Here is a 21,272-nt window from a genome sequence, read left to right as displayed (position 1 = left end):
TTATCCTTCATTTTTACGAAATGCGGTTATCTCCGCAGCTCCTTTGTGTTAGTTCTTTCTTTTCAGAAGCATTTCCGTCAGCTCTGTGAGGAATGCGTCCTTTCCGAATACTTCAAGACAGCCAAGTGCATCTTCTGTAATGCTGTTGGCTATCTCCTGAGCCTTTTCAACTCCATAAAGTGTTACAAATGTAGTCTTGTTTTCCTCGGCATCACTGCCTACAGGCTTTCCAAGCTCTTCTGTTGTGCTTGTAACATCAAGGATATCATCTATTATCTGAAAAGCAAGTCCAAGCTTAAAGCCGTAATCTGCGGCTGCCTGTATCTTTGCTTCATCTGCTCCTGCACATATACAGCCCATTATGCATGATACAGCAATGAGCTGTCCTGTCTTGTGGCGGTACATATTGCGCAGATTTGCTTCGTCAACGTCGGTGCGCTCCTCATTTTCCATATCTATGACCTGTCCGCCTATCATACCCTCTCTGCCAACTGCCTTTGCAAGACATGAGATGATCTTTACTTTCTGCTCAGCTGTAAGGCTGCTATCGTTAGCGATTATCTCAAAGGGCTGCACCGAGAGAGCATCACCTGCAAGTATCGCCATTGCTTCACCGAATGCCTTGTGGCATGAGGGCTTTCCGCGGCGGAAATCATCATTGTCCATTGCAGGAAGATCGTCATGTATAAGCGAGAAGGTATGTATCATCTCTATTGCAGCAGCAGGTGCGGCTGCCTTTCTGTAGTCGCCGCCCAGCGCGTTGCAGAATGAATATACCAGCACAGGACGGATACGCTTTCCGCCTGCTTCAAGGGAATAATTCATTGCGTCTATGAGATTTTTCTGAGCTGACATTGTTTCCGAATGAGTATTGTACTTCCTGAGATTTTCCTCAGTAAAGCTTATATATTCGCTTAGCTTTTCTTTAAATCCTGACATATTACTTCTCTGACGGAGCTGTTCCGTCGTCCTCCGTGATCTTTATCTGTGCTTCATCAAGCTGTTTGCGGCAGGCTGCTGAAAGCTTTACGCCCTCGCCGTATAATTCCACAGCTTTTTCAAGTGGAATATCCCCTTTTTCAAGCTCGGTCACTATGTTTCCGAGCTTTGTCATATTATCTTCAAATGTAAGCTTTTCTTTCATTTTATCACCATTTATCAGTTATCTCGGCTTCAGCACCGCCGCTGCCGAATGTGAGCTTTATCCTGTCGCCCTTTTCAAGAGTTTCCGAACTGCTGAGAAGCTTTTCATCTTTATATACAAGTGAATAACCTCTTGAAAGCACTTTGAGGGGACTGAGACTGTCAAGCTTTGCTATCCTCTCCGAAAGCTGATGCTCAATACGTTCAAAATATCTCGAAAAGGCGGTTTCACGCCTTTTATCAAGTCCTGCAAGCTTTTCGGCTGTAAGCTTTAACCTGTTTTCGGGTGACTGTGCCGAAAGTCGGGCGTTAAGTGCTATAAATCTGTCGCTTGCCTTGTCAAGCTGCGCAAGTACAGACCTTTCTGCCCTGCGTTCAAGTATGGATATCTTTTCATACAGACTTGCCATGTCGGGAGCTGCAAGCTCTGCTGCTGCTGACGGCGTAGGCGCACGAAGATCAGCTGCAAGATCGGCTATGGTATAATCTGTCTCATGTCCCACTGCGGATATAACAGGGACTTTGCAGTTGTATACCGCATACGCCACCTTTTCGGTATTAAAGGCACTAAGGTCCTCGCTTGAACCGCCGCCGCGACCTACGATGATAACGTCACAGCCTGCAGCTTCTGCTTTCAATATGCCACTGCATACCGACTCTGCCGCACCTTCGCCCTGCACCTGTGCATTTACCGCGTATATCTCACATAGGGGATAGCGTCTTGAAAGTACATTTATGATATCGCGCACAGCTGCTCCGCTGAGTGAGGTGACTGCGCCTATTTTCTTAGGTATGGGAGGTATTGGACGTTTGTGTGCTGTATCAAATATGCCCTCTTTGGCAAGCTTCTTTTTCAGCTGTTCAAGAGCCGCTCCTGCTGCTCCTGCGCCTTCGGGAATGATATCATTGACATAGAGCTGATAAGCTCCGTCACGCTCGTATACTCCAATACTTCCTGAAACTATTACCGACATACCATCCTCAGGCTCAAATCTGAGACGCGATGCCGCACTTGCAAACATTACTGCTTTAAGTGAGCTTTCACTGTCTTTTAATGTGAAGTATACGTGTCCGCTGCGATAATGCTTTACATAGTCCGTTATTTCGCCGCGAACCATTACGCCCTGTATATTTCTGTCATTTTTAAGTATTGAGCCTATATATTTATTTATCTGTGTAACTGTGATTACAGGCATTTATCTCTCTCCTGTGGATTTCAGATAACCGTATATCGCCACTCCTGCCGCATTATCACATGAAAACTGCGGCTGCGCAAAGCTTGCAGTCGGAAAACGGGAAATTATCCTGTCGCGGATAATAACGTCCGACATGACTCCGCCTGCAAATACAAGTGGAAGCTCTCCGTATTCGCTGACAGCATGGGCTGTCATGGCAATAATCGTCTCGGCAATAAAGTCAAGACAGTATTTTGCTATATTCTCAGGACTTTCGCCGCCGTCAAGCATATCACCGCACTTGTTCTCAACTCCCGAAAGACAGCAACTGCCATTTTTCAGCACAGCCTTTACTTTGAAGTGCTTATTTGCGTTCATGGCAAGCTTTTCAAGCTCTGCTCCGCAGGGAAATTTAAGTCCCAGCATTACGCCTGTACGGTCTACAGCCTGTCCTGCTTTTAGGTCAAGTGATGTGCCTATCTCGGTTATTTTCAGCACTGTCTCTTCATCAGGCTCGCAGAGGAGGCAGTCGGTAGTTCCGCCGCTTACATGAAAGGCTATGAAACGCTCATTCACAAGGTCGAGCCTGTCCGCAGAATATAAGGCTGCAAGTATATGACCTATCTGATGCGAGGTAGTGAAAAGCTGTGCTCCCACTGCTGCAGCATATGAACGGGCAAAGCCCTCTCCGCAGAGAAAGCATGGCATATACGACCCCTCCATGTTTCGCGGTCTGGCTGAAGCTGTTACCACATCAGGAGCTGCAAGCTCATTCTCACCGAAAAGCTGCTCCAGCATATCGGGAAGCTGCTTTGTATGGTGGAAAACTGCGTCGCTCTGTCTGAGTCCAAGCTCTCCCTCTTTTACGGGAAGAAGCTTTTTACACTGATATACCTTGTTTTCCTCGCTGACATACACTGCCGCAGAGGTGGTATAATTACTGGTATCGACTCCGAGGAACTCAGGCATCTGCTTTTTCTTCCTTCTGCTCGTCACGGGAGAATGCTCCCAGAACGCCATTGATAAATGCTGTATCTTCCTGATATGTATACATCATGGAAAGCTTTATTGCTTCGCTTATTGCTGCATTCATAGGTGTATTGTCGTCATATATGGACTCATACATAGCTATGCGCAGGATAGCAAGATTGAGCTTGGATATTCTCGATATACTTCTTGATTTGCTGTATTTTGAGATGATACCGTCAAGCTCTTCTGCATGGGCAAGTGTGCCCTCAACTATCTTCTTGACTTCATCGTTAACAGTTATCTCGTCGATCTCCTCTGCTATCTCGTAAAGCTCATTTATATCATCATCGCGCAGAAGCTGTTCAAATACCAGCTTGAATGCGCTGTCTCTTATTTCACGCCTTGTCATTTGTACACTCCTTATTTATTATCTAAAACGCGGTACATGAATATCATTCCCTCGTTTCCTTCAAATCCGTTTTTTATGTAAAACTTCTCACTGGGATAGCCCTTGGCCGTCATCAGCGCCATTGCAATGACTCCCTCTTTTATAAGTTCGTCCTTTGCATATCCTATGACTGCTGTTCCTATACCGCTTCTGTGAAGCTCAGGCATTACGCAGAATTCATCTATAACATATTCGGGTCCGTGAAGATATGTAAGCTTTCTGCCGCATAATATCGCCTGTATACAGCCCTTATCCTCATATACATATCCTATTGACTGAGGTGAGGACATAAGCTCACTTATCCTTTTACGTGACAATCCGACGGACCATTCCTCATTCCACGGCGGTGCAGCAAAGGCTGCTGTGAATACTGCCGCAGCGCTCTCAAGGTCATCTTCCCTGTATCGACGTATCATTCAAATACTACTCCGCTTACTGTTACGTTGACTCTTGCCACAGGAACTCCAGTCATATTCTGCACGTTTTCCTTGACGGCATTCTGTACTTCCTGAGCTACATTAAAGGCTTTTTCACTGCTTTTTATAACTATCTTCATATCAATTGCAGCTACATCGCCCATCATACTTATCTTTATAGGTCCTTTTTTTCTTAGCTTGCTCATTTTGCCGATCTCGCCGCCAAGACCTGCAACTCCGTTTATATCAAGAGCTGCAAGCTTAGCTATGGATATTATTACATCTTCGGATATCTTTAATCTGCTTGATGCCGCAGGCTTCATCTCTTCAACTTCCATACTGAACCTCCGTTTGCTTATATTTAAGTGTAATTTTTAATTAAAACTGCATTTACACCTACACTATTGTATTATAACATATAATTCAAGAAATAGCAACAGACGCGGAGAAAAATTTACTTTATAATGTATTGTGATTTACTACGCTTATTTAACTTCAAATATCCTGATATTTTCGGCAGGAACTTCAGTTTCGCCAAGAATTATTTCCTTTATTGAAGCTGCCTGTGCTTTGTCAAGTCCCTCTGTCTTTACAACAACCTTTGCTGTTTCACCGTCAAGATATGCCACACAGTCCTGAAATCCTTGCGCCTTCACAAGAGACTCTATAGTACCCTCACTTTCGATCAGCTTCGATACCTCAACAGCATCAAGTGCATTTACTACCATTTCGTTTTCTGTTATGTCACCGCCTCCGATTATGGATTGCAGGGTCTGTACCGCTTCATCGCGGTCGTTCATCTTGTCAAGACGCGCCTGTGCAAAATAGTCACCTGCTGCTGTCTCAGCTGCGGCATTCACGAACTCGGTCTGACCGTAGTTTACAGTCTCGCTCTGATTTTTTATTGTCTTGTTTTTCTTGTCCGACATCAGATCAGGTGACGCTGCATAGTTTATGTAGACAGCTACTGCAAGCATAAGTGTCAGACAGGTCATTATTATCTGCTTTTTTCCAATAATAAGTGATGGTTTTTTCATTACCGTTTTCTCCTTTTATCTCAGTTTTGTTACATATATTCTCGATGTTGGCATATCAAGCGCAGCTGATACGGCTTTATATATACTTTCGCGTACCTGCGCACTTTCTCCGCCTTCACAGGCTATGACTGCTCCTGTTATCTCAGGTGCTCTTATTGTCTCTACAAGTGCATTCTTCTCGCTTCCGCCTCCTACTATAACATATTTCTCTTCCTCCTCAGTCTTGCTTTCACCACGGCTGTAACGCCCTTCAGTTGCATAAACATATCGTTCATCACTCCCCACTGTAAGATATACTCTTACTTTCCCTGCACCGTCGATGTCCGCAAGAAAGCCTTCGAGCCGTTTTTCGGTATCGGTACAGTATTTCCCTGCATCAGTTATACTGCTTTTTTTGCAGCTGTTTTCCTTTCCTTTTGTTTTATTGTCGGGCAGGAGCGAGGATATCATTATCAGCAGCAGTCCCGCTGCTCCGCATATAGTCATAAATACAGCCCATTTCCTGCTTTTTATCAGTTCTTTAAGCTTTTCAGCTATCTCCATTTATGACCTCCGTTTCTTGTCCGAGACTGCTGCGTATTATTTCGGCTGCTTTTTTATGATCCGCCGTTCTGATAATGACTCTATTAATAGATATGCTGCCATCCTGTGAAATATTAACCTCTGTTTCAATATTATCAACGGATATCCCCGCTGCACTGAGCTGTTTATACAGTATATCCGATATGTTGGACGCAGTCTGCTCAGCTACCGCATTATCGTACACATCTGTTGAAAAGCTGCACTCATCACTGTCAAAGCTGCCCAGGTCGGGAAGCTCTATATCTTTGCTTCCGTTAAAAAACAGTCCGGCAATTACTATCGCAAATATGAGCCTGTATACAAATCCAGCCTGTGAACGCAGTTTTGTGCCATCGGTAATGTAGCTTATCACACTTATGCCTGCTGCTGTGACACATACTGCTTTTACTGCTGTTGTTATATCTCCCATGTGTTCACCTCGCTGTCTGCATAAGTATTGCGGTACATAAAACAAACATCACACCATAACATATAAGAACTGTCTGAGCTATAGCAAGTCCGTTGTCAAGAGATCTCAAAACGCCGCTCATCTGCTCCTCGCCGAAAATGTCTGATGCTGCCGCACCTGCCCATATCACCGCTCTATAGACAAGAATATGCAGAACGGGCGGCAGTATCATCAGCAGCATAACCATGCAGCCCCCTGCACCAACAGTTCCGCGAACTATATCAAAGCTGCTCCTTACGGTGGCATATGCATCCGAAACTGCTCCGCCAACAACCGGTACAAGTCCCGATATCAAAAATCTGACTGTCTTACTTGCAGCACCGTCTGCCTTTGCTGCTACAGTACATTTCAGGTTAAGAAATCCCGTAAACAGCGTCATAGAGACTGTAAGTCCCCATGTGATTAGCTTTCTCATAAGCTGTACAGCTCCGCTGAAATTGCTTTTCAAGGCAGCGCCTCCTGCTACAGAAAGCATAGTCACAGCACTCAGAACAGGCATGAGCATACAGCTTACAAGCTGAACTATGAGCTCTGAGGCTGCAAGGAGAGATATATCGTATATCCCTGCACTGCCTATGTTTCCGCAGGCTGCTGTTATCCCCGAAAATACAGGAATGTATACAGCTATGAAATTTCCGCATATTTTTACGGTCTCAAGAGTCTGAGCAAAAATCAAAGCAAGAGGCTCTGCTATTACTGTTACTGCTGTAATAACACATACCATACTATACAGCTTTTCGGAGTTTCCCAGTATACCGCTTCCAAAGCTCCTGAGCAGCGATGTTATCACTACTACCATAAGTATCGTTCCAAGAAGCTTAAACGGCGCTCCCAGAGCCGATGAAGTCCTCGCGGCAATATCTCTGACCAGTCCGCTGAAGGATATACCGCTCAGTTCCTCAGGACTGTAGTCTATATCGTACTCCTGCAAAACATCGTCAAACTGTGTAAGTATTTCATTTTGCACATCAGTATCTTCTTCTGCAAAAGCCTTTACGGGCACAGCAAAAACAAAAAGCAATATAGTTACAATAATAATTATTACATTCCTTTTCATATCACACCCTTATAAGCTTGTCTATCAGACTGACAAATGAACGAATAAGCGGCAGACTAAGAACTATTACCGCCCCTCTGCCCCACAGCTCCGCCGCAGCCGCTATTGCACCCTCGCCGCTGTCGCGGCAAAGCTCCGCCGAAATATTAGTGATACAGCATATTGCGAGCACCTTGAAAACTATTGATACACAGCTTTCGGATATTCCTGCCGACTCGAATATTCTTCTTATTTCGTCTATAGGCTCTGCAAGAAACAATACAAACAATGATATTACAGACACGCTCACAGCTATGGATATCATCATGGAATGTTCGGAGCAATATTGTTTTAAAATCACAGCCAATAGTGAACCTACAATACAAAATGCTCCTACCGTGAAACAGTTTTCTACCATAAGCCGAACACCGTCTTTACCTTGTCAAAAAGATCACCTATCTCATCGACTATTACCACAAGAACTACTATAAGCCCGGCAAGTGTCGTCATCATTGCCTGTTCCTCACGTTCCGCCCGCTTCAGTACAAGATTGAGCACTGCTACGATTATGCCTGTACCTGCTATTTTAAATATCAGATCTATTTTCATAGTATTTCCTCATATTATTATTATCCCTAAAGCCGCACCTGTAAGTAACCCTATGCTTCTATAAAGCTTTCCCTTCCTGTCATATTCATTCTGTCGCATTTTATAAAGACCTTCGACCCTTGTGCGGATATCGCTGATACCTTTAAGCTGTCCCTCTGCGTCCGTAGTTCCAAGCATATTTCCAAGTGAGAGCATAATGTCAATCTCATCTTTATTTATCCAGTTAATACCGCGAAAAGCCTCACACCACTGATCACGGAAGTCAGTTTCGGGACTGTAGCACTCAGGCAGTCCATCAATGGATATATTTATTTTGAATTTCTCCTTTTTAAGTCTTCTGACTATACTGTATACATCGCTGCTGCTTGTCCTTATTTCAGATTCACATATATTCAGCAGCCTTTCAGCTTCTGTGCAGAAATCAACACCTTTTTTCAGCTTGTCTGCCATGTTGAAGCCGCAAAACATTCCGCCAAGTACAAACAGAATCCCTGCAGTGAGCTTAATCCACATTTTTCAGCCTCCTTATCTCTCTGACTTCACCGGGAGAGTCTGCCCCTTTTAAGAATACCACAGTATCAATCTTACCATGCTCCATAAGGTATCTTATCTCCTTTCTTTTCAACAGATCAGCATAATTCGTGGCATGGGCTGTTACTACAAATCCAACTCCGCAGCCGATACCGTCAACTATGGCTTCAACATCTTTTTCAGAGGCTATCTCATCACAAAAGATCACATCGGGTGACAAAGTCCTTATTGCAGACATTATGCCTGCATGCCGCAGACTTCCGCTTATCACATCTGTAAGACAGCCTACATCATTCTGCGGTATCCCACTAACAAGACATGATATCTCGTTGCGCTCATCTATAAGTGTGACCTTGCGAAAGCTGCCCGTTAATCGGCAGAGTTCACGAAGTACAGTTGTTTTTCCTGAATTAACTCCGCCGCAGATGATAGTGTTCCTGCCGTATACTTGTGAAAAAACAGCATCTGCACAGCCTTTGATACACCTTGATACTCTGAAATTTACCGATGTGAAGTCCGTGAGAAGAGCCGCATCATTTGTTGAATATGTACCAGATACTCCCACTCTTACTCCGTTTTCAATTACAAAATAGCCCTCCTTTAACTGTTTTGTACAGCTATGCATTGAATAATGACATAACCTGTCGATAACTTCACGGATAATAACTCCGCTGACAATATAAGTCCTGTCCGAAAAAATATCCATAAGCTCTCCGCTTATGCTGAGATAGCATATTCTGTCCGGATATACCAAGTATACAGCACCTCCTGCCCTGAGTCTGATTTCCATAACATCATTAAGCTTATCCTTTGTGACAGCTTTGAAAAGCTCCCTGATTTTTTCAGGCATATAGTTCATTATAATGTCTGTGCTTGTACTACCATTCATTTTCATCAGCTCCTTTTGTTACATCTTATTCACCGCTGTTTCCATTTATGCATAAAAAAAGGACGCTTTAAGCGTCCATAAAAAAACAGCACACCGAAGTGTGCTGTGATTTTTTAATTATTCCTTTACGCCGCCAAGAGCAACACCAGCGATGATGAATCTTGAAAGGAGAACGTATGCAATAATGATAGGAATAATTGAAAGTGCAATTGCAAGGTAGATAGCACCGTAGTCATTGAACTTATCTGATGACTGAAGAGCGGCAACCATCATTGGAAGTGTCTTCTTATTGAGCTTAACATTGATAAGGATCATGTTAGGTGTATAGAAGTTGTTCCAGCTTGCGATGAAAGCGAAGATAGCCTGTACAGCTATAGCCGGCTTCATCATTGGGATTGCAATTGATAAGAATGTTCTGAACTCGCTGCATCCGTCAATTCGAGCTGCTTCAACAATGTCCAGCGGGAATGACGACTTCATGTAGGATCTCATGAAGTATACGACCGCAGGTGCTGCAATAGCAGGGATAATGAGCGGCCAGTATGTATTTGTGAGATGCAGGTCAGACATGAATGATACGAAACCTGCTGATGTTACCTGCATAGGTACCATCATAACAAGGAGGATAACTGAGTAAGCAACTTCCTTGATCTTGAAATCGTATACGTGGATACCGTAAGCTGTAAGAGCTGAGAAGAAAACCGTAAGGAAAGTAGCACAAACAGTGATTATCAAGCTGTTCTTATAACCGTGAAGTGCATTATATGAAAGCTTGAAGTTCTGGTCTGTAACTATCTTATGGAAGTTTGCTTTCAGATTAGAGCCGGGTATGAATGATATTCCGTTTGCTATCTCCGAATGCTCACGAGTAGCATTGATTATAAGGATATAAATAGGAAGCAAACAGATGATGGTCAGGATAAGGAACCAGAAAAAGAGTATTCCGGACTTTAATTTGATCTTAAAGCTATAATTATCCTTAGCATTACCATAAATTGATTTCATGTTATTACTCATAAATTGATCCCTCCAAACTGCTTGCTTTCTCTCTTAGCCTGCTGAGCGATCTTTTTACGCTGCTTCTTCTTAGCGATCTCATCCTTGTCACGAGTCATATAGAACGCAATAAGTCCGAGTGCAAGAGTAATGAAGAACAGGAGAACTGATGCAGCACCTGCATAGCCCATCTTGTTATTATCAGCCTGAGCATGGAAGTACTGGAAGATCATTACAGCCATGGTTCTGAGGTGCTCCTTTGGAGTGGTCGAATTTGTGTAAAGATAAGGAATATCAAACATCTGGAGACCACCGATCATAGATGTGATCAGTGTATATGCCATGATAGGTGTCAGAAGAGGAAGAGTTATCTTTCTGAATACCTGTCCTGAGCTTGCACCGTCGATGCTTGCAGCTTCAAACAGTGAAGGGTTGATACCCTGAATACCTGACATGAGCATGATCATGGTATTACCGAACCACATCCATGTCTGGATAAACATTACAACGCCTCGTGACTGCCAAACACCGTCAATGAATTTTATGGAATCATAGTGCTCTGATACCGCGTCTCGGTGTACTATACCCATCTTGTTGAGGAGTAAGTTGAGAGCACCCGGGTTTGTATCTGACTGTCCGCAAAGCTGAAGGAAAAGTACAGCAACTGATGCAGCTGTGATAATATTTGGAAGGTACATAACGATCTTAAAGAAGCCCTTTCCCGGGATCTTTAACTGTGCTTCTGTAAACCATACAGCCAGAGAAAGTGAAAGAGCAAGCTGAGGAATAAAGTTACCAACCCAAAGAATAACTGTATTCTTCAGACACTTGAAGAAGCTCTCATGGATAACTCTGACTTTACGAGTACCGCCAAATAAAATGTCTTTGTAGTTCTGAAGTCCTACCCAATCCTGAATGGACTTACCATTGCCGTGGAAACTTACAATAAAGGTGTTAATCAACGGCCATAACTGGAAAAAGAAATAAACAAGAAAAAATGGCAATATAAAGATATAACCATACTTAGCATAGCTAATAGACTTTATACGCCTCTGCGCGCCTGACGCCATAACACACACCCTCTCGGAATAATAGTATAAATAAATATACACCTACGGAATACATAAGTATTCCGTAGGTATATTTATTACATTGTAAATAGTTCAGACTATTTTAAATTAGTCATCCCAATCGAGAGTTGTTACGTCTTCAGCAACCTTGTCCTTGAATGTCTCCATTGCATCGTCCCAAGACTTGCCGCCATCAAGGTACTGCTCTCTAACAGCTGTTACGAAGTCACCCTTAATTGTTGCATCGTAAGGTGTGATAAGTCCCTTGAAGTCGATTGACTTAGCGTTCTTAGCGAGTTCAGCGAAGTAGTTCTGACCATCCTTGAAGTTGCCGGAGATCTTCTCGTTGAATACTGTGTTGTCAGCGATAAGAGCATCCATAACCTTAGAGTTGTTTACATACTCAGGCTTTGCCTTTGCGTATGCTGTCATCTGAGCCTCGTCAGATGTAGCAGAAAGGATAAACTGCTGAGCCTCTTCACCGTTATCAGTCTTTGGATTAACAACGATCCATGTACCGCCCCAGTAGAATGACTGTGGTCCTTCACATACGTTCCACTTGCCGTACTGAGCGCCGCCTTCGCCGCCTGCAGCATCGAGGAAGAATCCGCCGAAGCCCCATGTTGATACGAAGTAACCCATTACGTTGCCGCTTACGCCGGCAGCTGTCCAAGCCTCATCAGACCACTGGTTGTTTTTTGTAACTCCGCCGCAGTCCCAAAGAGCCTTAGCTGTTTCGCCGAAGTCCTTGCAGAAGTCATCGATAACGAGCTTGTTGTCCTCAACCCAAGGTGATGTACGACCGCAAGCAAATGCCTGCCAGAGGCCACCGAGTGAGTCAGCAAGAGCAACCTTCTTACCAGACTTCTCAGATACTGTCTTAGCAGCATCTACGAAAGCATCCCAGTCCTTAACCTTCTCCTGCATCTCTTCAGGAGTCTTAGCACCGAGGTATTCCTCAGCGAGGTCAGCTCTGTAAGCGAAGCCGCCTGCTGCTGCCTGCCATGAAACGCCCTTGCGAACGCCGTCTGTTGTAAGACCGATCTGGTTTGTGTAATCATACATATTTGCGAAGTCTGCATCGGTGAGACCGAGCTTAGCAAGATCCAGAGTCTTAGTATCATCGTTGATGTACTTGAGAGCCCAGTCTGCTTCACAGAAGTAAACGTCGAGATCGCCGCCGTCGTTGAAGAGCTGATCATAACGCTCAGAAGCTTCACCGCCGCCAACACCGAAGATGATAGCGTTTATGCCGTCAACCTTGTTGTTTGCGAGATCTTCAACGATTGTGTCATATGAAAGGCCCTTCCACTGTGCGATAAGAGCAGGTACGTCATCAGCGTTCCAAGCTGCAACTGTGAATGTGTCACCGCCTGTCTTAACTGAAGCATCGATCTGGTGGTCACCAACTGGTGGCTCTGCAGAATCTGTTGTGCCCTCACCGTCAGCAGCAGTTGTTGCCTCTGTAGCAGCAGCTGTTGTTGTTTCAGAGCTGTTGTCGTCCTTCTTCTCATCGCCGCAGCTAGCAAATGCTGTAGCTGTCATAGCGAGTGTAGCTACTAAAGCTAATGTTCTCTTAAGTGTGTTCATGAGATTTTTCCTCCTTAAATATGTATATTATACATTACCGTGTATAATATTCGTGAATAATAGATTTTGCGGTATCGCATGGCGGTCAATCTTTCTGCCCGATGATTGTGCTCACCGCAAGCGTCCTGCAACCGTTATGTTTTACCTTTTCTTTTGTTCTTTGCATATAACAAGGACTGCCGTCCATGTTGTACTTGTTTTTGCTGCAATCGTCTGCATCTCAGCTGTCCGCAGGAGACATCGTTCACGGAAGTCCTCCGCTAATTTTTGCCATAAAAACCGAACGGACTCTGAATGCTTCACAGCAAGTTTTTCTGTCAGAACAATTTATTCTGAACTTTCTTTCACAATACTGTGCAACAATTGCTTTTGCATATACAAATATACCGTATCTTGCGGTTAAAGTCAATATTTTGTATCGTTCCTTAATCATTTTTGAACATCATGTATATTTTCAACACTTATTTTTTGTCAATTATAACACAAATCATACCATTAATATCAAAAAGTTACAAAACGGTAAAAGCAAAATAACACCTATTACACAAAGAACAACGCTCCAATTTATACTTATTGACTAAACCATAAAAAATATTACAGTTCTTTTGTGCGGTTTTAGTAAAGTTAATCAAACGTACATTCGCATCATTTTATGAATGAGCTGAAGTATTATCAGTCATTATTTTTGAGTAGATCTTCAGTATCTGTACTGCGTCCACAGAATTTATCATACCGTCATCGTTCATGTCAGCCATAAGCTTCTGAGCTTCGTCAAGCTCACCCTCGCTGCCCACGGATACCAGTGCATAATGCTTCAGTACCATTGAGGCATCAACTGAATCTACCTTAATGTCTCGGTTTACATCGCCCACAGGATAGAATACCACTTTTTCTCCCTGTGATGCAAAGCTGCTGTTGGTTGCAGGATACCTGACAATATACTCAGTTCCGTAATCAAGCTCATTTCCGCTTTTGAACGCTGTCGCTGTAAAGTTCTTTACATCTTTTTCCTCTACTCCCAGCTTCTGCTTCATAAGCTCAGTAAATCTTTCCGTACTGTAACCGTAATCGGAAGCAAGGGCTTCGTACATAATGTCATTCATGTACATAAGCGGAGTTTTTTCTATCTCCGCAGCACCTGTATATTTTACCACAGATGCATCGCCTGTGTCAAACATTTTTATATCAGGCTTTATGAAAGGTACCTGCGGTACTTTACATAAATAAGGCTTGCTCTCGAACATACCGTCACCGCCGTCTAATTTTATTGATATGACTTCACCCGGTATTACCGAAATATAATAGTAGCCGTCCTCGAGACTTATCCAGTCATCGCCGCTCATTTTTCTGCCCTTTGCAGAGTAATAGTTATCATTTTTATCTGCATCGACACATATTTCAATATAATCCATCATTTCCTCGGTAAAAGGTCCGAGGGCTTCGGCTGTATAGTCGATAGCTATCTGCGGCATTTCCTTTCTTTCAGGAACTTTTACATTTATCTCAGAGCCGTCCTTGATAACGCGCAGCTCCTGTCCGCTGTATTGTCCGACGTATGAATTTATTTTCAGTTCCGTGCCGTCAGGTGCATATATTTCGTCTGCAAGTGAGAAATTTATAGTCTCGGACAAATAATTGAATCCGAGTATCTTTCTGTTGATATGTACTGTTACCACATTATCTGCCGCTGCTTCACCCGAAAGCTTAAGCTTTACATCTGTATTTCCGTAACCTGCGGCTATATCCTCTATCCAGCTGTAGCCTTTATAGCTCTTTCCGCTGTATTCGGTATTGTTTGTAGTTCCGAGATAAAGACATATATGTTCTTTATCCGATGACAGGTCTATATTGTATTCACTGTCGGATACCCTTTCGGCATATTTCTGTTCGCCGTGATCTTCGGAAGATGTTGTATTATATGCAAGCCAGTTGAGAACGGCTTTTGCAGGCTCGAACCGCCTCTGTGAAACCGCATTAAGGCTCGCCTCGGATATAGTTCCGCTGTATTTTCCTGTAAGGTCTGTATATGCGGATATAGTCACGGGACTGCTGACAGTTATAGGTGAGGTATATTCCATGTACTCTCCGTTATCAGCTTTCCAGTATATCTTTCCGTCCTCAAAGCCCGATGAAAGCTCCAGCTTTTCATCTTCAGGAACATAGCCCTCGGCATGAGAAAATCTTACCTTGCCTATTGGGTCACCGTATACCTTCAGGTTTGCGTTGCCCATTCTGCTCTTTATATCACTTTCAGCAAACAGCTCTCTGAAAAACTTCTCCTTCTTTTCAGCATCGTCATAAAGGAGTCTGTCCTTCTCTTCAAGTCCGTCGTAAAGCTGTTCTATGAACGTTTCAAGCAGCCTCGCTTTTTCTTCGTCGGAGTATCCATCAATTGTATCGTATACGTCGTCCCATGCTTTTCCGTCTGAGCTTATGAAACTTTCTCCTGATCCTGTGTTTGCGGCGATCTGAGCATCTGTTGCAAATCCGCTTATATCCTGTATCTCATCTGTCTCTTTATTCTGAGCGTAGAAGCTGCTTTCAAAGGGCAGTACAAATGGAGTATCCTCGCAGTAAAGCTTTACAACTACCGAAAACTTTTCTGCGCTGTCAATAACTACAGGAGCATCAAGGTCAAGGGTCTGAAATCCCGTGAGCTGTGCCTTTCCCTTGGTAACAGCTGAAGGTGTTCCCGATGTAGGATCGGTAGCGTCATTTATATCGGTATATACTGTTATTTCGTACTCAGTGTTGGGATTAAGTATATAAGTTCCCACAGCACTTATCTGAGTCGGTCCTGTACTGTCAAATATATCCGCAAAATAAGAAGGTCCTTCCTCTTCGGCTGTATCATAGGCTGAATACGACTGTATAGGTACATATGTATCATACTGATACATTATCTCGTGTTCGTCTGCATTTTCAAGCTCAAAGGCCGCAAAATCACTAAGGCTCCTGTCATAGTAGGATATCCAGAAATATCCGCCCTCGCCGTCTTTTGTGCCCCAGCTGTTCTTACACAGCCATGCTCCGTCACCCTCAGGCTCGTTCATGAACTTTTCAGCCGAAAAGCTGTCGTCCCAACCTATGACTGCTACTCCGTGATTGGCAAATCTCGGCTTTCTCTTTGAATTGGAAGTACTGTACTCGCTGTTCCAGTTTAAGGACTTTTCAGACATATATGATATATCTACTGCCTGTCCATTGTATACAAAGTCCTTTACAAGAGCATTAACTTCTTCAAAATTGCTTCTTTCACTGTCGAAATCAAAGCTGTATGCATTTTTCAGGTGATAATCAGACTGATACTTCATAGCTACAGTCTTAGATGCATCATTGAAAACAGATGTATCGGAATATGGCATCCTGCTTTCGCTGACAGGACCTATCCACTGTGCCCAGAGATTTGTTACTATCCTCGAGCTTCCGCCTTCGGACAATATCCCCTCTGTAGTTTTCTTGTCAATTATCATCTGGTCATCGCCGTAATAGCTGTAGTATGATGTATGAAGCTCAGACAGGTCGATATATGGATCTGTTGCAAGCATACTTGTCTCGGCACTTACTATAGCAGCGTGTGTCCAGCAGGTACCAAAGCTCTTCTGATCCTTTACAGAGGTCATACTGTAGACATCACGCATATCAAACGCCTCAGGAAGCGGCTGTGATCCTGTTTCTGCCGCATATTCAGCTATAGGCGAATATGCGACCATAGGCGTAATGCTCATTTTGTCGGCAAGTGTGGTTATATGAAGCTGAGGAAGTGAAAAAATACCGCAGCGTGAAGACGGTATCTCCTGCCTGCGACTGTTTTCTGTTATTATAAGCCTGCCTGCTTCAGCATATACATCATCAGGTACTGAAACAATTGTCACTATCGCTGCCGAGATCGCAGCTGTCATTCTTTTTAATATCCGCCTCATTCTGTTCAATGCTCCTTTCGGTTTTATATAATGATTATACCACATATGAGCACGATTTGTAAAGAAAAAGCCCATGTTTTAATATAACATGGGCTTGATATTTTTATGCTGTTACGATACTATCTGCCTTATGTAGCTTCAGCTTTTCAACTGCCTGCTCTCTCATCTTGTACTTGAGTATTTTTCCTGCTGCATTCATCGGGAAACCTTCTACAAAGTCAATATATTTCGGACACTTGTGCTTTGCCATTCTTGCAAGGCAGAAGTCCTTTATTTCCTTCTCTGTAGCAGTTTCGCCGTCCTGAAGAACGATGCACGCCATTATCTCTTCACCGTAATCCTCATCTGGTACGCCGATTACCTGTACGTCCTTTACCTTTGGATATGTATAGAGGAAGTCCTCTATCTCTTTTGGATAGATGTTTTCACCGCCGCGGATTATCATGTCCTTGATACGGCCTGTTATCTTGAAATATCCATCAGAAGAACGTCTTCTTGCGAGGTCGCCTGTATGCAGCCAGCCCTCTGAGTCGATGGCTGCTGCTGTAGCCTCGGGCATCTTGTAGTAGCCCTTCATGATGTTGTATCCTCTTGCCACGAACTCGCCGTCTGTGTCATCAGGCACTTCCTGATTTGTCTCAGGGTCTACTATCTTGCACTCAACGCCGAAGATAGGTCCGCCGACTGTATTTACGCGCTGTTCGAGAGTATCTGTAGTTTTGCTCATGGTAGTTGCAGGAGAAGCCTCGGTCTGTCCGTAAGTGATGCATATCTCACTCATGTGCATCTTCTCGACAACTTCCTCCATTGTCTTGATAGGGCAAGGAGAACCAGCCATGATACCTGTTCTCATGTATGAGAAATCTGTCTTATCAAAGTCCTCATGTCCCAGCATAGCAATAAACATTGTAGGTACACCGTGGAAGCAGGTGATCTTCTCCTGATTTATGCAGTTAAGACCTTTTCTCGGCGAGAAACGCGTTATCGGTGACATAGTTGTACCGTGAGTCATTGAAGCTGTCATAGCAAGCACCATACCGAAACAGTGGAACATAGGCACCTGTATCATCATTCTGTCAGCTGTGGAAAGATCCATGCAGTCTCCGATGGCCTTACCGTTATTAACTACGTTATAGTGAGTGAGCATTACGCCCTTTGGGAAACCTGTTGTTCCCGAGGTGTACTGCATATTGGCTACATCGTGGATATCAATGGTCTTTCTTACGCGCTCAACCTCGCTGTACGGAACGTTCTTTGACTGTGCAACTGCTTCTTCCCATGTGAAACAGCCCTTGTTCTTTGAATCAACTGTGATAACGTTCTTGAGGTAAGGAAGTCTTGCGGAGTGAAGCTGACCGGGTTGGCAGTTATCCAGCTCGGGACAGAGCTCCTTGATGATATCAACGTAGTTTATGTTCTTGATACCGTCGATCATTACAAGAGTCATGGTATCAGACTGTCTCAGCAGATATTCAGTCTCGTGGATACGGTACTCGGTATTCATAGTGACAAGTACAGCACCTATCTTTGTAGTTGCCCAGAAGGTGATGTACCACTGCGGTACATTTGTTGCCCATATTGCAACATGATCGCCCTTCTTTACGCCCATTGCGAGAAGTGCACGTGCAAATGTATCAACATCGTCACGGAATTCGGGATATGTTCTTGTATAGTCAAGCTCAGTATAGCGGAATGCATACTGATTCGGGAACTGCTCACAGATACGGTCGAGTATATCAGGGAACGTATAGTTTATGATGCGCTCCTTCGGCCACGGATACTGTCCGTCACCTCTCATGTTGGTCTGGAGAGAGTGCTTGTGGGCTTTTTTGTAAGGAGCCATATACTCAGCAAACTGAGGTATAACGATACCTGCGTCACTAAGGTCTCTTGCCCAGCGTTTTACCCATTCAAGTGAGATATAGCCGTTGTAGTTGATAGTGTCAAGGGCTTCGATCATTGCTTTTACTGGAATATCACCTGTGCCCATGATGCGGTACTCAACTGTACCGTCCTCACGCATGACACTGTCCTTTACCTGTATATACTTTATGTACTCACCGAGATTCGCAACTGTAGTCTCGGGAGCTTCATTGTGATAGCGATATGGGTGGTGCATATCCCAGAGTGCAGCTACCTTGCGGCTCTTTACTCTGTCAAGTACAGCTGCAAGACGGGCTGTATCCGAATATACGCCGTTTGTTTCAACGAGGAGAGTAACATTGTACTCCTCTGCGATAGGTACAAGTTTCTGAAGAGCTTCCACGATATAATCATCGTCTATTTCATCAACAGGAGCGGGATCAAGATCCGCAAGTATTCTGATATAAGATGCATTGAGCTTCTGAGCAAGCTGCGCATATGCCTTGATCTCGTCCTCTGCTGCCTGATACTTATCCTTGAATTTAAGGCAGGCGCCTGATGAAAGGCAGGGGATCTCAAGACCTAATGATTTTAGTTTAGAAATGGTATTAGGCAGCTGTGCTTCAGTGAAAGGCTGAGCTTTTACAGAAAAGATCTCGTTGCCGAGTCCTCTGATCTCAATTCCGTCAAATCTGAAATCCTTTGCCATTGAATAAATGTCTGTCCATGACCATTCCGGACAAGCCAGGGTTGAAAATCCAATCTTCATTTTTATCATTCCTTTACGTATTTTCGCGTATTAATTCATTAACGTTGCAATTTCTGTTTACAGCATAGATGTCAGGAAATTAAAGATAGCATTTGTTCACCTTCCTTTGCCTGGAACGATAAAAACAAACCCGTCCCAAAGCGTAAAATTGCTTTGAGACGGGTATTATACAATACTCGCGGTACCACTCAAATTGCGGACATAAAAATCCGCCACCTCTTCGAAGTCTATCAACTTCTATGCACTAACGCAGCATTCACGGGAACCGTCTACTGGGTGTTTGAACCTTTGGGAGCTCCGGCTCAGAAGGGAGAAGTACAGGTTCCATGCATTACTGATTCGCACCAACCATCAGTTCTCTGAAATGCTTTCACCCTGACTATTCTTCGTCACAGCCTATGTTCAGGATTATATCATATAATAATCCGTTTGTCAATACCTTTTTTGAAAAAAATCTTTTATCACAAATTTGTTAGATTAAAAAAATGTAAATGAGCGTTGAGGTAGCTGCCCACAGTTATAGAAAAAGATAAAATGCTTGCATTTGCTAAAGAGTACGATAATTTACCGCTGCATACAGATGAGTAATATACAAAGACAACTCATTTCGGAAAACTTACTGCTCCTTGTGTTATGTCGTTCATGGCTGTATGTGCAAAGTATCTTGAAGTGGATTTTTTCGGAGGTAAATAAAACAAAATCGAATGGCATTAGTCCTTTTTCACAGAAGATGTGCTGACAGAAAAGGCAACTATTATAAATACTTATGATGTGTGTGATAGAATAAAAAAATCTATAATATGCAGGATCAAAAAGTATATATACATCGCTTACAATTATGAAACCGATTACTCCGTCAGCTGATTTCACGGCTTTGATACTTCCTTTATGGCATTCAGTTATGGATTGTGCAATAGACAGCCCGATACCAAATCCCGAATCTGCTGTTCGCGCGATATCCTCACGGTAAAAGCGGTCAAGCTTTATATTATCCACGTTCTTGCAGCTGTTTGTGACCATAAGAGTCGGGTGCTTCTTTTGATTCAGTACAGCCTTTATGCTTCCACCCTCATCGCAGGATTTAACTGCGTTGTCAAGGAGAATCGCTGTGAGCTGACGTAATTCGGACTCATCGCCATGATATTTGATATCTTTATCAATATCGGCTGTAAGATTTTTGCCGTACATTGAAGCAAGCTCGGTAAATTCCGATACTGCGCCGCTGACTGCACTCGAAAGGTCGAACTCGGTGAAGCTGCCGAAAGCCTTTTCCTCGTCCATGCGTGAGAGAGCTACAAGACGGTTTACAAGCTTGCTCATTCGCTCTCCCTCACTTCGTATATCGTCCAGCCATTCGTTCTGTCCCAGCTCTGCTTCGGCAATGTCGATATTCGTGAGTATAAGAGTCAGAGGAGTTTTCAGCTCATGGTTGGCATCGGTAACGAACTGCTTCTGCTTCTGATAGCTTTCAGCAGCAGGACGCATTGCAAACTTTGAAAGTATTATTATCAGCGCAAGAACGGCAAGGCTTCCAAGACCAAATATCCTCACCGTTAATTTCATAAACTCGTTAGAGGAGAAACGATGATTTTTTTCGCTTATAAAAACAATATGCTTAGTGCCGCCGTTTTCGGAAATAATGTCAGCAAGAAAATCAAGTCTGCGGTTCTGGCGTACGGTATTAGTAACGTATATAGCCGTCACCATTATGACTAAAACCGCTAAAAACGAAAGAGTACAGATAAGGATAAAGCGTTTGCGAAGTCGTTTTATCATGC

Annotated in this window: 21 protein-coding genes; all 21 read right to left on the bottom strand. The window is 43.6% G+C overall.

All coding sequences use genetic code 11. The features are described from left to right. Nucleotides 1-48: 48 nt before the first annotated feature. Nucleotides 49-939, bottom strand: coding sequence for a polyprenyl synthetase family protein (locus L870_RS0100360; RefSeq protein ID WP_028516412.1), 891 nt, complete (start codon nt 937-939; stop codon nt 49-51). A 1-nt stretch (nt 940) separates the two neighbouring features. After that, nucleotides 941-1,144: an exodeoxyribonuclease VII small subunit gene (gene xseB, locus L870_RS0100355; RefSeq protein WP_028516411.1), complete on the bottom strand. Its 204-nt coding sequence runs from the start codon at nt 1,142-1,144 to the stop codon at nt 941-943. 4 nt (nt 1,145-1,148) lie between these two features. Then, on the bottom strand, nt 1,149-2,339 hold the full coding sequence (xseA, locus tag L870_RS0100350; RefSeq protein WP_028516410.1) for an exodeoxyribonuclease VII large subunit: 1,191 nt from the start codon (nt 2,337-2,339) through the stop codon (nt 1,149-1,151). Continuing rightward, nucleotides 2,340-3,314 (bottom strand): tRNA (adenosine(37)-N6)-threonylcarbamoyltransferase complex transferase subunit TsaD, encoded by a 975-nt coding sequence (locus L870_RS0100345; RefSeq protein WP_423752165.1) that lies wholly within the window; start codon nt 3,312-3,314, stop codon nt 2,340-2,342. Next, a complete protein-coding gene (gene nusB / locus L870_RS0100340) occupies nt 3,280-3,696 on the bottom strand; it encodes a transcription antitermination factor NusB (RefSeq protein WP_028516408.1) in 417 nt (138 codons plus the stop codon). The genes L870_RS0100345 and nusB overlap by 35 nt, the downstream gene beginning before the upstream one ends. 11 nt (nt 3,697-3,707) lie before the next feature. Then, the gene (locus L870_RS16205; RefSeq protein ID WP_051411294.1) at nt 3,708-4,151 is read right to left on the bottom strand and encodes a GNAT family N-acetyltransferase; all 444 of its coding nucleotides are present in this window, start codon (nt 4,149-4,151) and stop codon (nt 3,708-3,710) included. Next, a complete protein-coding gene (locus L870_RS0100330; protein ID WP_028516407.1) occupies nt 4,148-4,489 on the bottom strand; it encodes an Asp23/Gls24 family envelope stress response protein in 342 nt (113 codons plus the stop codon). Before L870_RS0100330 ends, L870_RS16205 begins: the two co-directional genes overlap by 4 nt. A 147-nt stretch (nt 4,490-4,636) precedes the next feature. Beyond that, nucleotides 4,637-5,188 carry a SpoIIIAH-like family protein gene (locus L870_RS0100325; RefSeq protein ID WP_028516406.1) on the bottom strand — a complete coding sequence of 184 codons (552 nt, stop codon included), beginning with the start codon at nt 5,186-5,188 and terminating at the stop codon, nt 4,637-4,639. 15 nt (nt 5,189-5,203) lie between these two features. Beyond that, nucleotides 5,204-5,731 carry a hypothetical protein gene (locus tag L870_RS0100320; RefSeq protein ID WP_028516405.1) on the bottom strand — a complete coding sequence of 176 codons (528 nt, stop codon included), beginning with the start codon at nt 5,729-5,731 and terminating at the stop codon, nt 5,204-5,206. Further along, nucleotides 5,718-6,179 carry a hypothetical protein gene (locus L870_RS0100315; protein WP_028516404.1) on the bottom strand — a complete coding sequence of 154 codons (462 nt, stop codon included), beginning with the start codon at nt 6,177-6,179 and terminating at the stop codon, nt 5,718-5,720. The genes L870_RS0100320 and L870_RS0100315 overlap by 14 nt, the downstream gene beginning before the upstream one ends. Before the next feature lie 4 nt (nt 6,180-6,183). After that, entirely contained in the window at nt 6,184-7,275 is a 1,092-nt protein-coding gene (locus L870_RS0100310) for a stage III sporulation protein AE (RefSeq protein ID WP_028516403.1), read from the bottom strand. Nucleotide 7,276: 1 nt separating this feature from the next. Then, a complete protein-coding gene (locus L870_RS0100305) occupies nt 7,277-7,672 on the bottom strand; it encodes a stage III sporulation AC/AD family protein (protein WP_080676301.1) in 396 nt (131 codons plus the stop codon). Next, entirely contained in the window at nt 7,666-7,863 is a 198-nt protein-coding gene (gene spoIIIAC, locus L870_RS0100300) for a stage III sporulation protein AC (RefSeq protein WP_028516401.1), read from the bottom strand. Before spoIIIAC ends, L870_RS0100305 begins: the two co-directional genes overlap by 7 nt. Nucleotides 7,864-7,872: 9 nt before the next feature. Then, nucleotides 7,873-8,376 (bottom strand): stage III sporulation protein AB, encoded by a 504-nt coding sequence (locus L870_RS0100295; protein ID WP_028516400.1) that lies wholly within the window; start codon nt 8,374-8,376, stop codon nt 7,873-7,875. Beyond that, nucleotides 8,366-9,283 carry a hypothetical protein gene (locus L870_RS16200; RefSeq protein WP_051411292.1) on the bottom strand — a complete coding sequence of 306 codons (918 nt, stop codon included), beginning with the start codon at nt 9,281-9,283 and terminating at the stop codon, nt 8,366-8,368. Before L870_RS16200 ends, L870_RS0100295 begins: the two co-directional genes overlap by 11 nt. 117 nt (nt 9,284-9,400) lie before the next feature. After that, nucleotides 9,401-10,300 (bottom strand): carbohydrate ABC transporter permease, encoded by a 900-nt coding sequence (locus L870_RS0100285; RefSeq protein ID WP_051411290.1) that lies wholly within the window; start codon nt 10,298-10,300, stop codon nt 9,401-9,403. After that, a complete protein-coding gene (locus L870_RS0100280; protein ID WP_028516398.1) occupies nt 10,297-11,349 on the bottom strand; it encodes a carbohydrate ABC transporter permease in 1,053 nt (350 codons plus the stop codon). The genes L870_RS0100285 and L870_RS0100280 overlap by 4 nt, the downstream gene beginning before the upstream one ends. Nucleotides 11,350-11,457: 108 nt before the next feature. Beyond that, the gene (locus tag L870_RS0100275; protein ID WP_028516397.1) at nt 11,458-12,939 is read right to left on the bottom strand and encodes an ABC transporter substrate-binding protein; all 1,482 of its coding nucleotides are present in this window, start codon (nt 12,937-12,939) and stop codon (nt 11,458-11,460) included. 650 nt (nt 12,940-13,589) lie between these two features. Further along, nucleotides 13,590-16,862, bottom strand: coding sequence for a lectin like domain-containing protein (locus L870_RS0100265; RefSeq protein WP_162148424.1), 3,273 nt, complete (start codon nt 16,860-16,862; stop codon nt 13,590-13,592). A gap of 103 nt (nt 16,863-16,965) precedes the next feature. Beyond that, nucleotides 16,966-19,494: an AMP-binding protein gene (locus L870_RS0100260; RefSeq protein WP_028516394.1), complete on the bottom strand. Its 2,529-nt coding sequence runs from the start codon at nt 19,492-19,494 to the stop codon at nt 16,966-16,968. 564 nt (nt 19,495-20,058) lie between these two features. Then, nucleotides 20,059-21,270, bottom strand: a complete 1,212-nt coding sequence (locus L870_RS18180) for a sensor histidine kinase (RefSeq protein WP_051411288.1) — start codon at nt 21,268-21,270, stop codon at nt 20,059-20,061. Nucleotides 21,271-21,272: the final 2 nt, after the last annotated feature.

The sequence above is a fragment of the Ruminococcus flavefaciens ATCC 19208 genome, from assembly GCF_000518765.1.
GTDB lineage: Bacteria > Bacillota > Clostridia > Oscillospirales > Ruminococcaceae > Ruminococcus > Ruminococcus flavefaciens.
This window is presented reverse-complemented; position numbering and strand designations above follow the sequence as displayed.

Bases quoted from the DNA above. Each gene is read 5' to 3' on its own strand.
- L870_RS0100360 (WP_028516412.1), bottom strand. From the start codon at position 939: ATGTCAGGATTTAAAGAAAAGCTAAGCGAATATATAAGCTTTACTGAG.
- xseB (WP_028516411.1), bottom strand. From the start codon at position 1,144: ATGAAAGAAAAGCTTACATTTGAAGATAATATGACAAAGCTCGGAAAC.
- xseA (WP_028516410.1), bottom strand. From the start codon at position 2,339: ATGCCTGTAATCACAGTTACACAGATAAATAAATATATAGGCTCAATA.
- nusB (WP_028516408.1), bottom strand. From the start codon at position 3,696: ATGACAAGGCGTGAAATAAGAGACAGCGCATTCAAGCTGGTATTTGAA.
- L870_RS16205 (WP_051411294.1), bottom strand. From the start codon at position 4,151: ATGATACGTCGATACAGGGAAGATGACCTTGAGAGCGCTGCGGCAGTA.
- L870_RS0100330 (WP_028516407.1), bottom strand. From the start codon at position 4,489: ATGGAAGTTGAAGAGATGAAGCCTGCGGCATCAAGCAGATTAAAGATA.
- L870_RS0100325 (WP_028516406.1), bottom strand. From the start codon at position 5,188: ATGAAAAAACCATCACTTATTATTGGAAAAAAGCAGATAATAATGACC.
- L870_RS0100320 (WP_028516405.1), bottom strand. From the start codon at position 5,731: ATGGAGATAGCTGAAAAGCTTAAAGAACTGATAAAAAGCAGGAAATGG.
- L870_RS0100315 (WP_028516404.1), bottom strand. From the start codon at position 6,179: ATGGGAGATATAACAACAGCAGTAAAAGCAGTATGTGTCACAGCAGCA.
- L870_RS0100310 (WP_028516403.1), bottom strand. From the start codon at position 7,275: ATGAAAAGGAATGTAATAATTATTATTGTAACTATATTGCTTTTTGTT.
- L870_RS0100305 (WP_080676301.1), bottom strand. From the start codon at position 7,672: ATGGTAGAAAACTGTTTCACGGTAGGAGCATTTTGTATTGTAGGTTCA.
- spoIIIAC (WP_028516401.1), bottom strand. From the start codon at position 7,863: ATGAAAATAGATCTGATATTTAAAATAGCAGGTACAGGCATAATCGTA.
- L870_RS0100295 (WP_028516400.1), bottom strand. From the start codon at position 8,376: ATGTGGATTAAGCTCACTGCAGGGATTCTGTTTGTACTTGGCGGAATG.
- L870_RS16200 (WP_051411292.1), bottom strand. From the start codon at position 9,283: ATGAATGGTAGTACAAGCACAGACATTATAATGAACTATATGCCTGAA.
- L870_RS0100285 (WP_051411290.1), bottom strand. From the start codon at position 10,300: ATGAGTAATAACATGAAATCAATTTATGGTAATGCTAAGGATAATTAT.
- L870_RS0100280 (WP_028516398.1), bottom strand. From the start codon at position 11,349: ATGGCGTCAGGCGCGCAGAGGCGTATAAAGTCTATTAGCTATGCTAAG.
- L870_RS0100275 (WP_028516397.1), bottom strand. From the start codon at position 12,939: ATGAACACACTTAAGAGAACATTAGCTTTAGTAGCTACACTCGCTATG.
- L870_RS0100265 (WP_162148424.1), bottom strand. From the start codon at position 16,862: ATGAGGCGGATATTAAAAAGAATGACAGCTGCGATCTCGGCAGCGATA.
- L870_RS0100260 (WP_028516394.1), bottom strand. From the start codon at position 19,494: ATGAAGATTGGATTTTCAACCCTGGCTTGTCCGGAATGGTCATGGACA.
- L870_RS18180 (WP_051411288.1), bottom strand. From the start codon at position 21,270: ATGATAAAACGACTTCGCAAACGCTTTATCCTTATCTGTACTCTTTCG.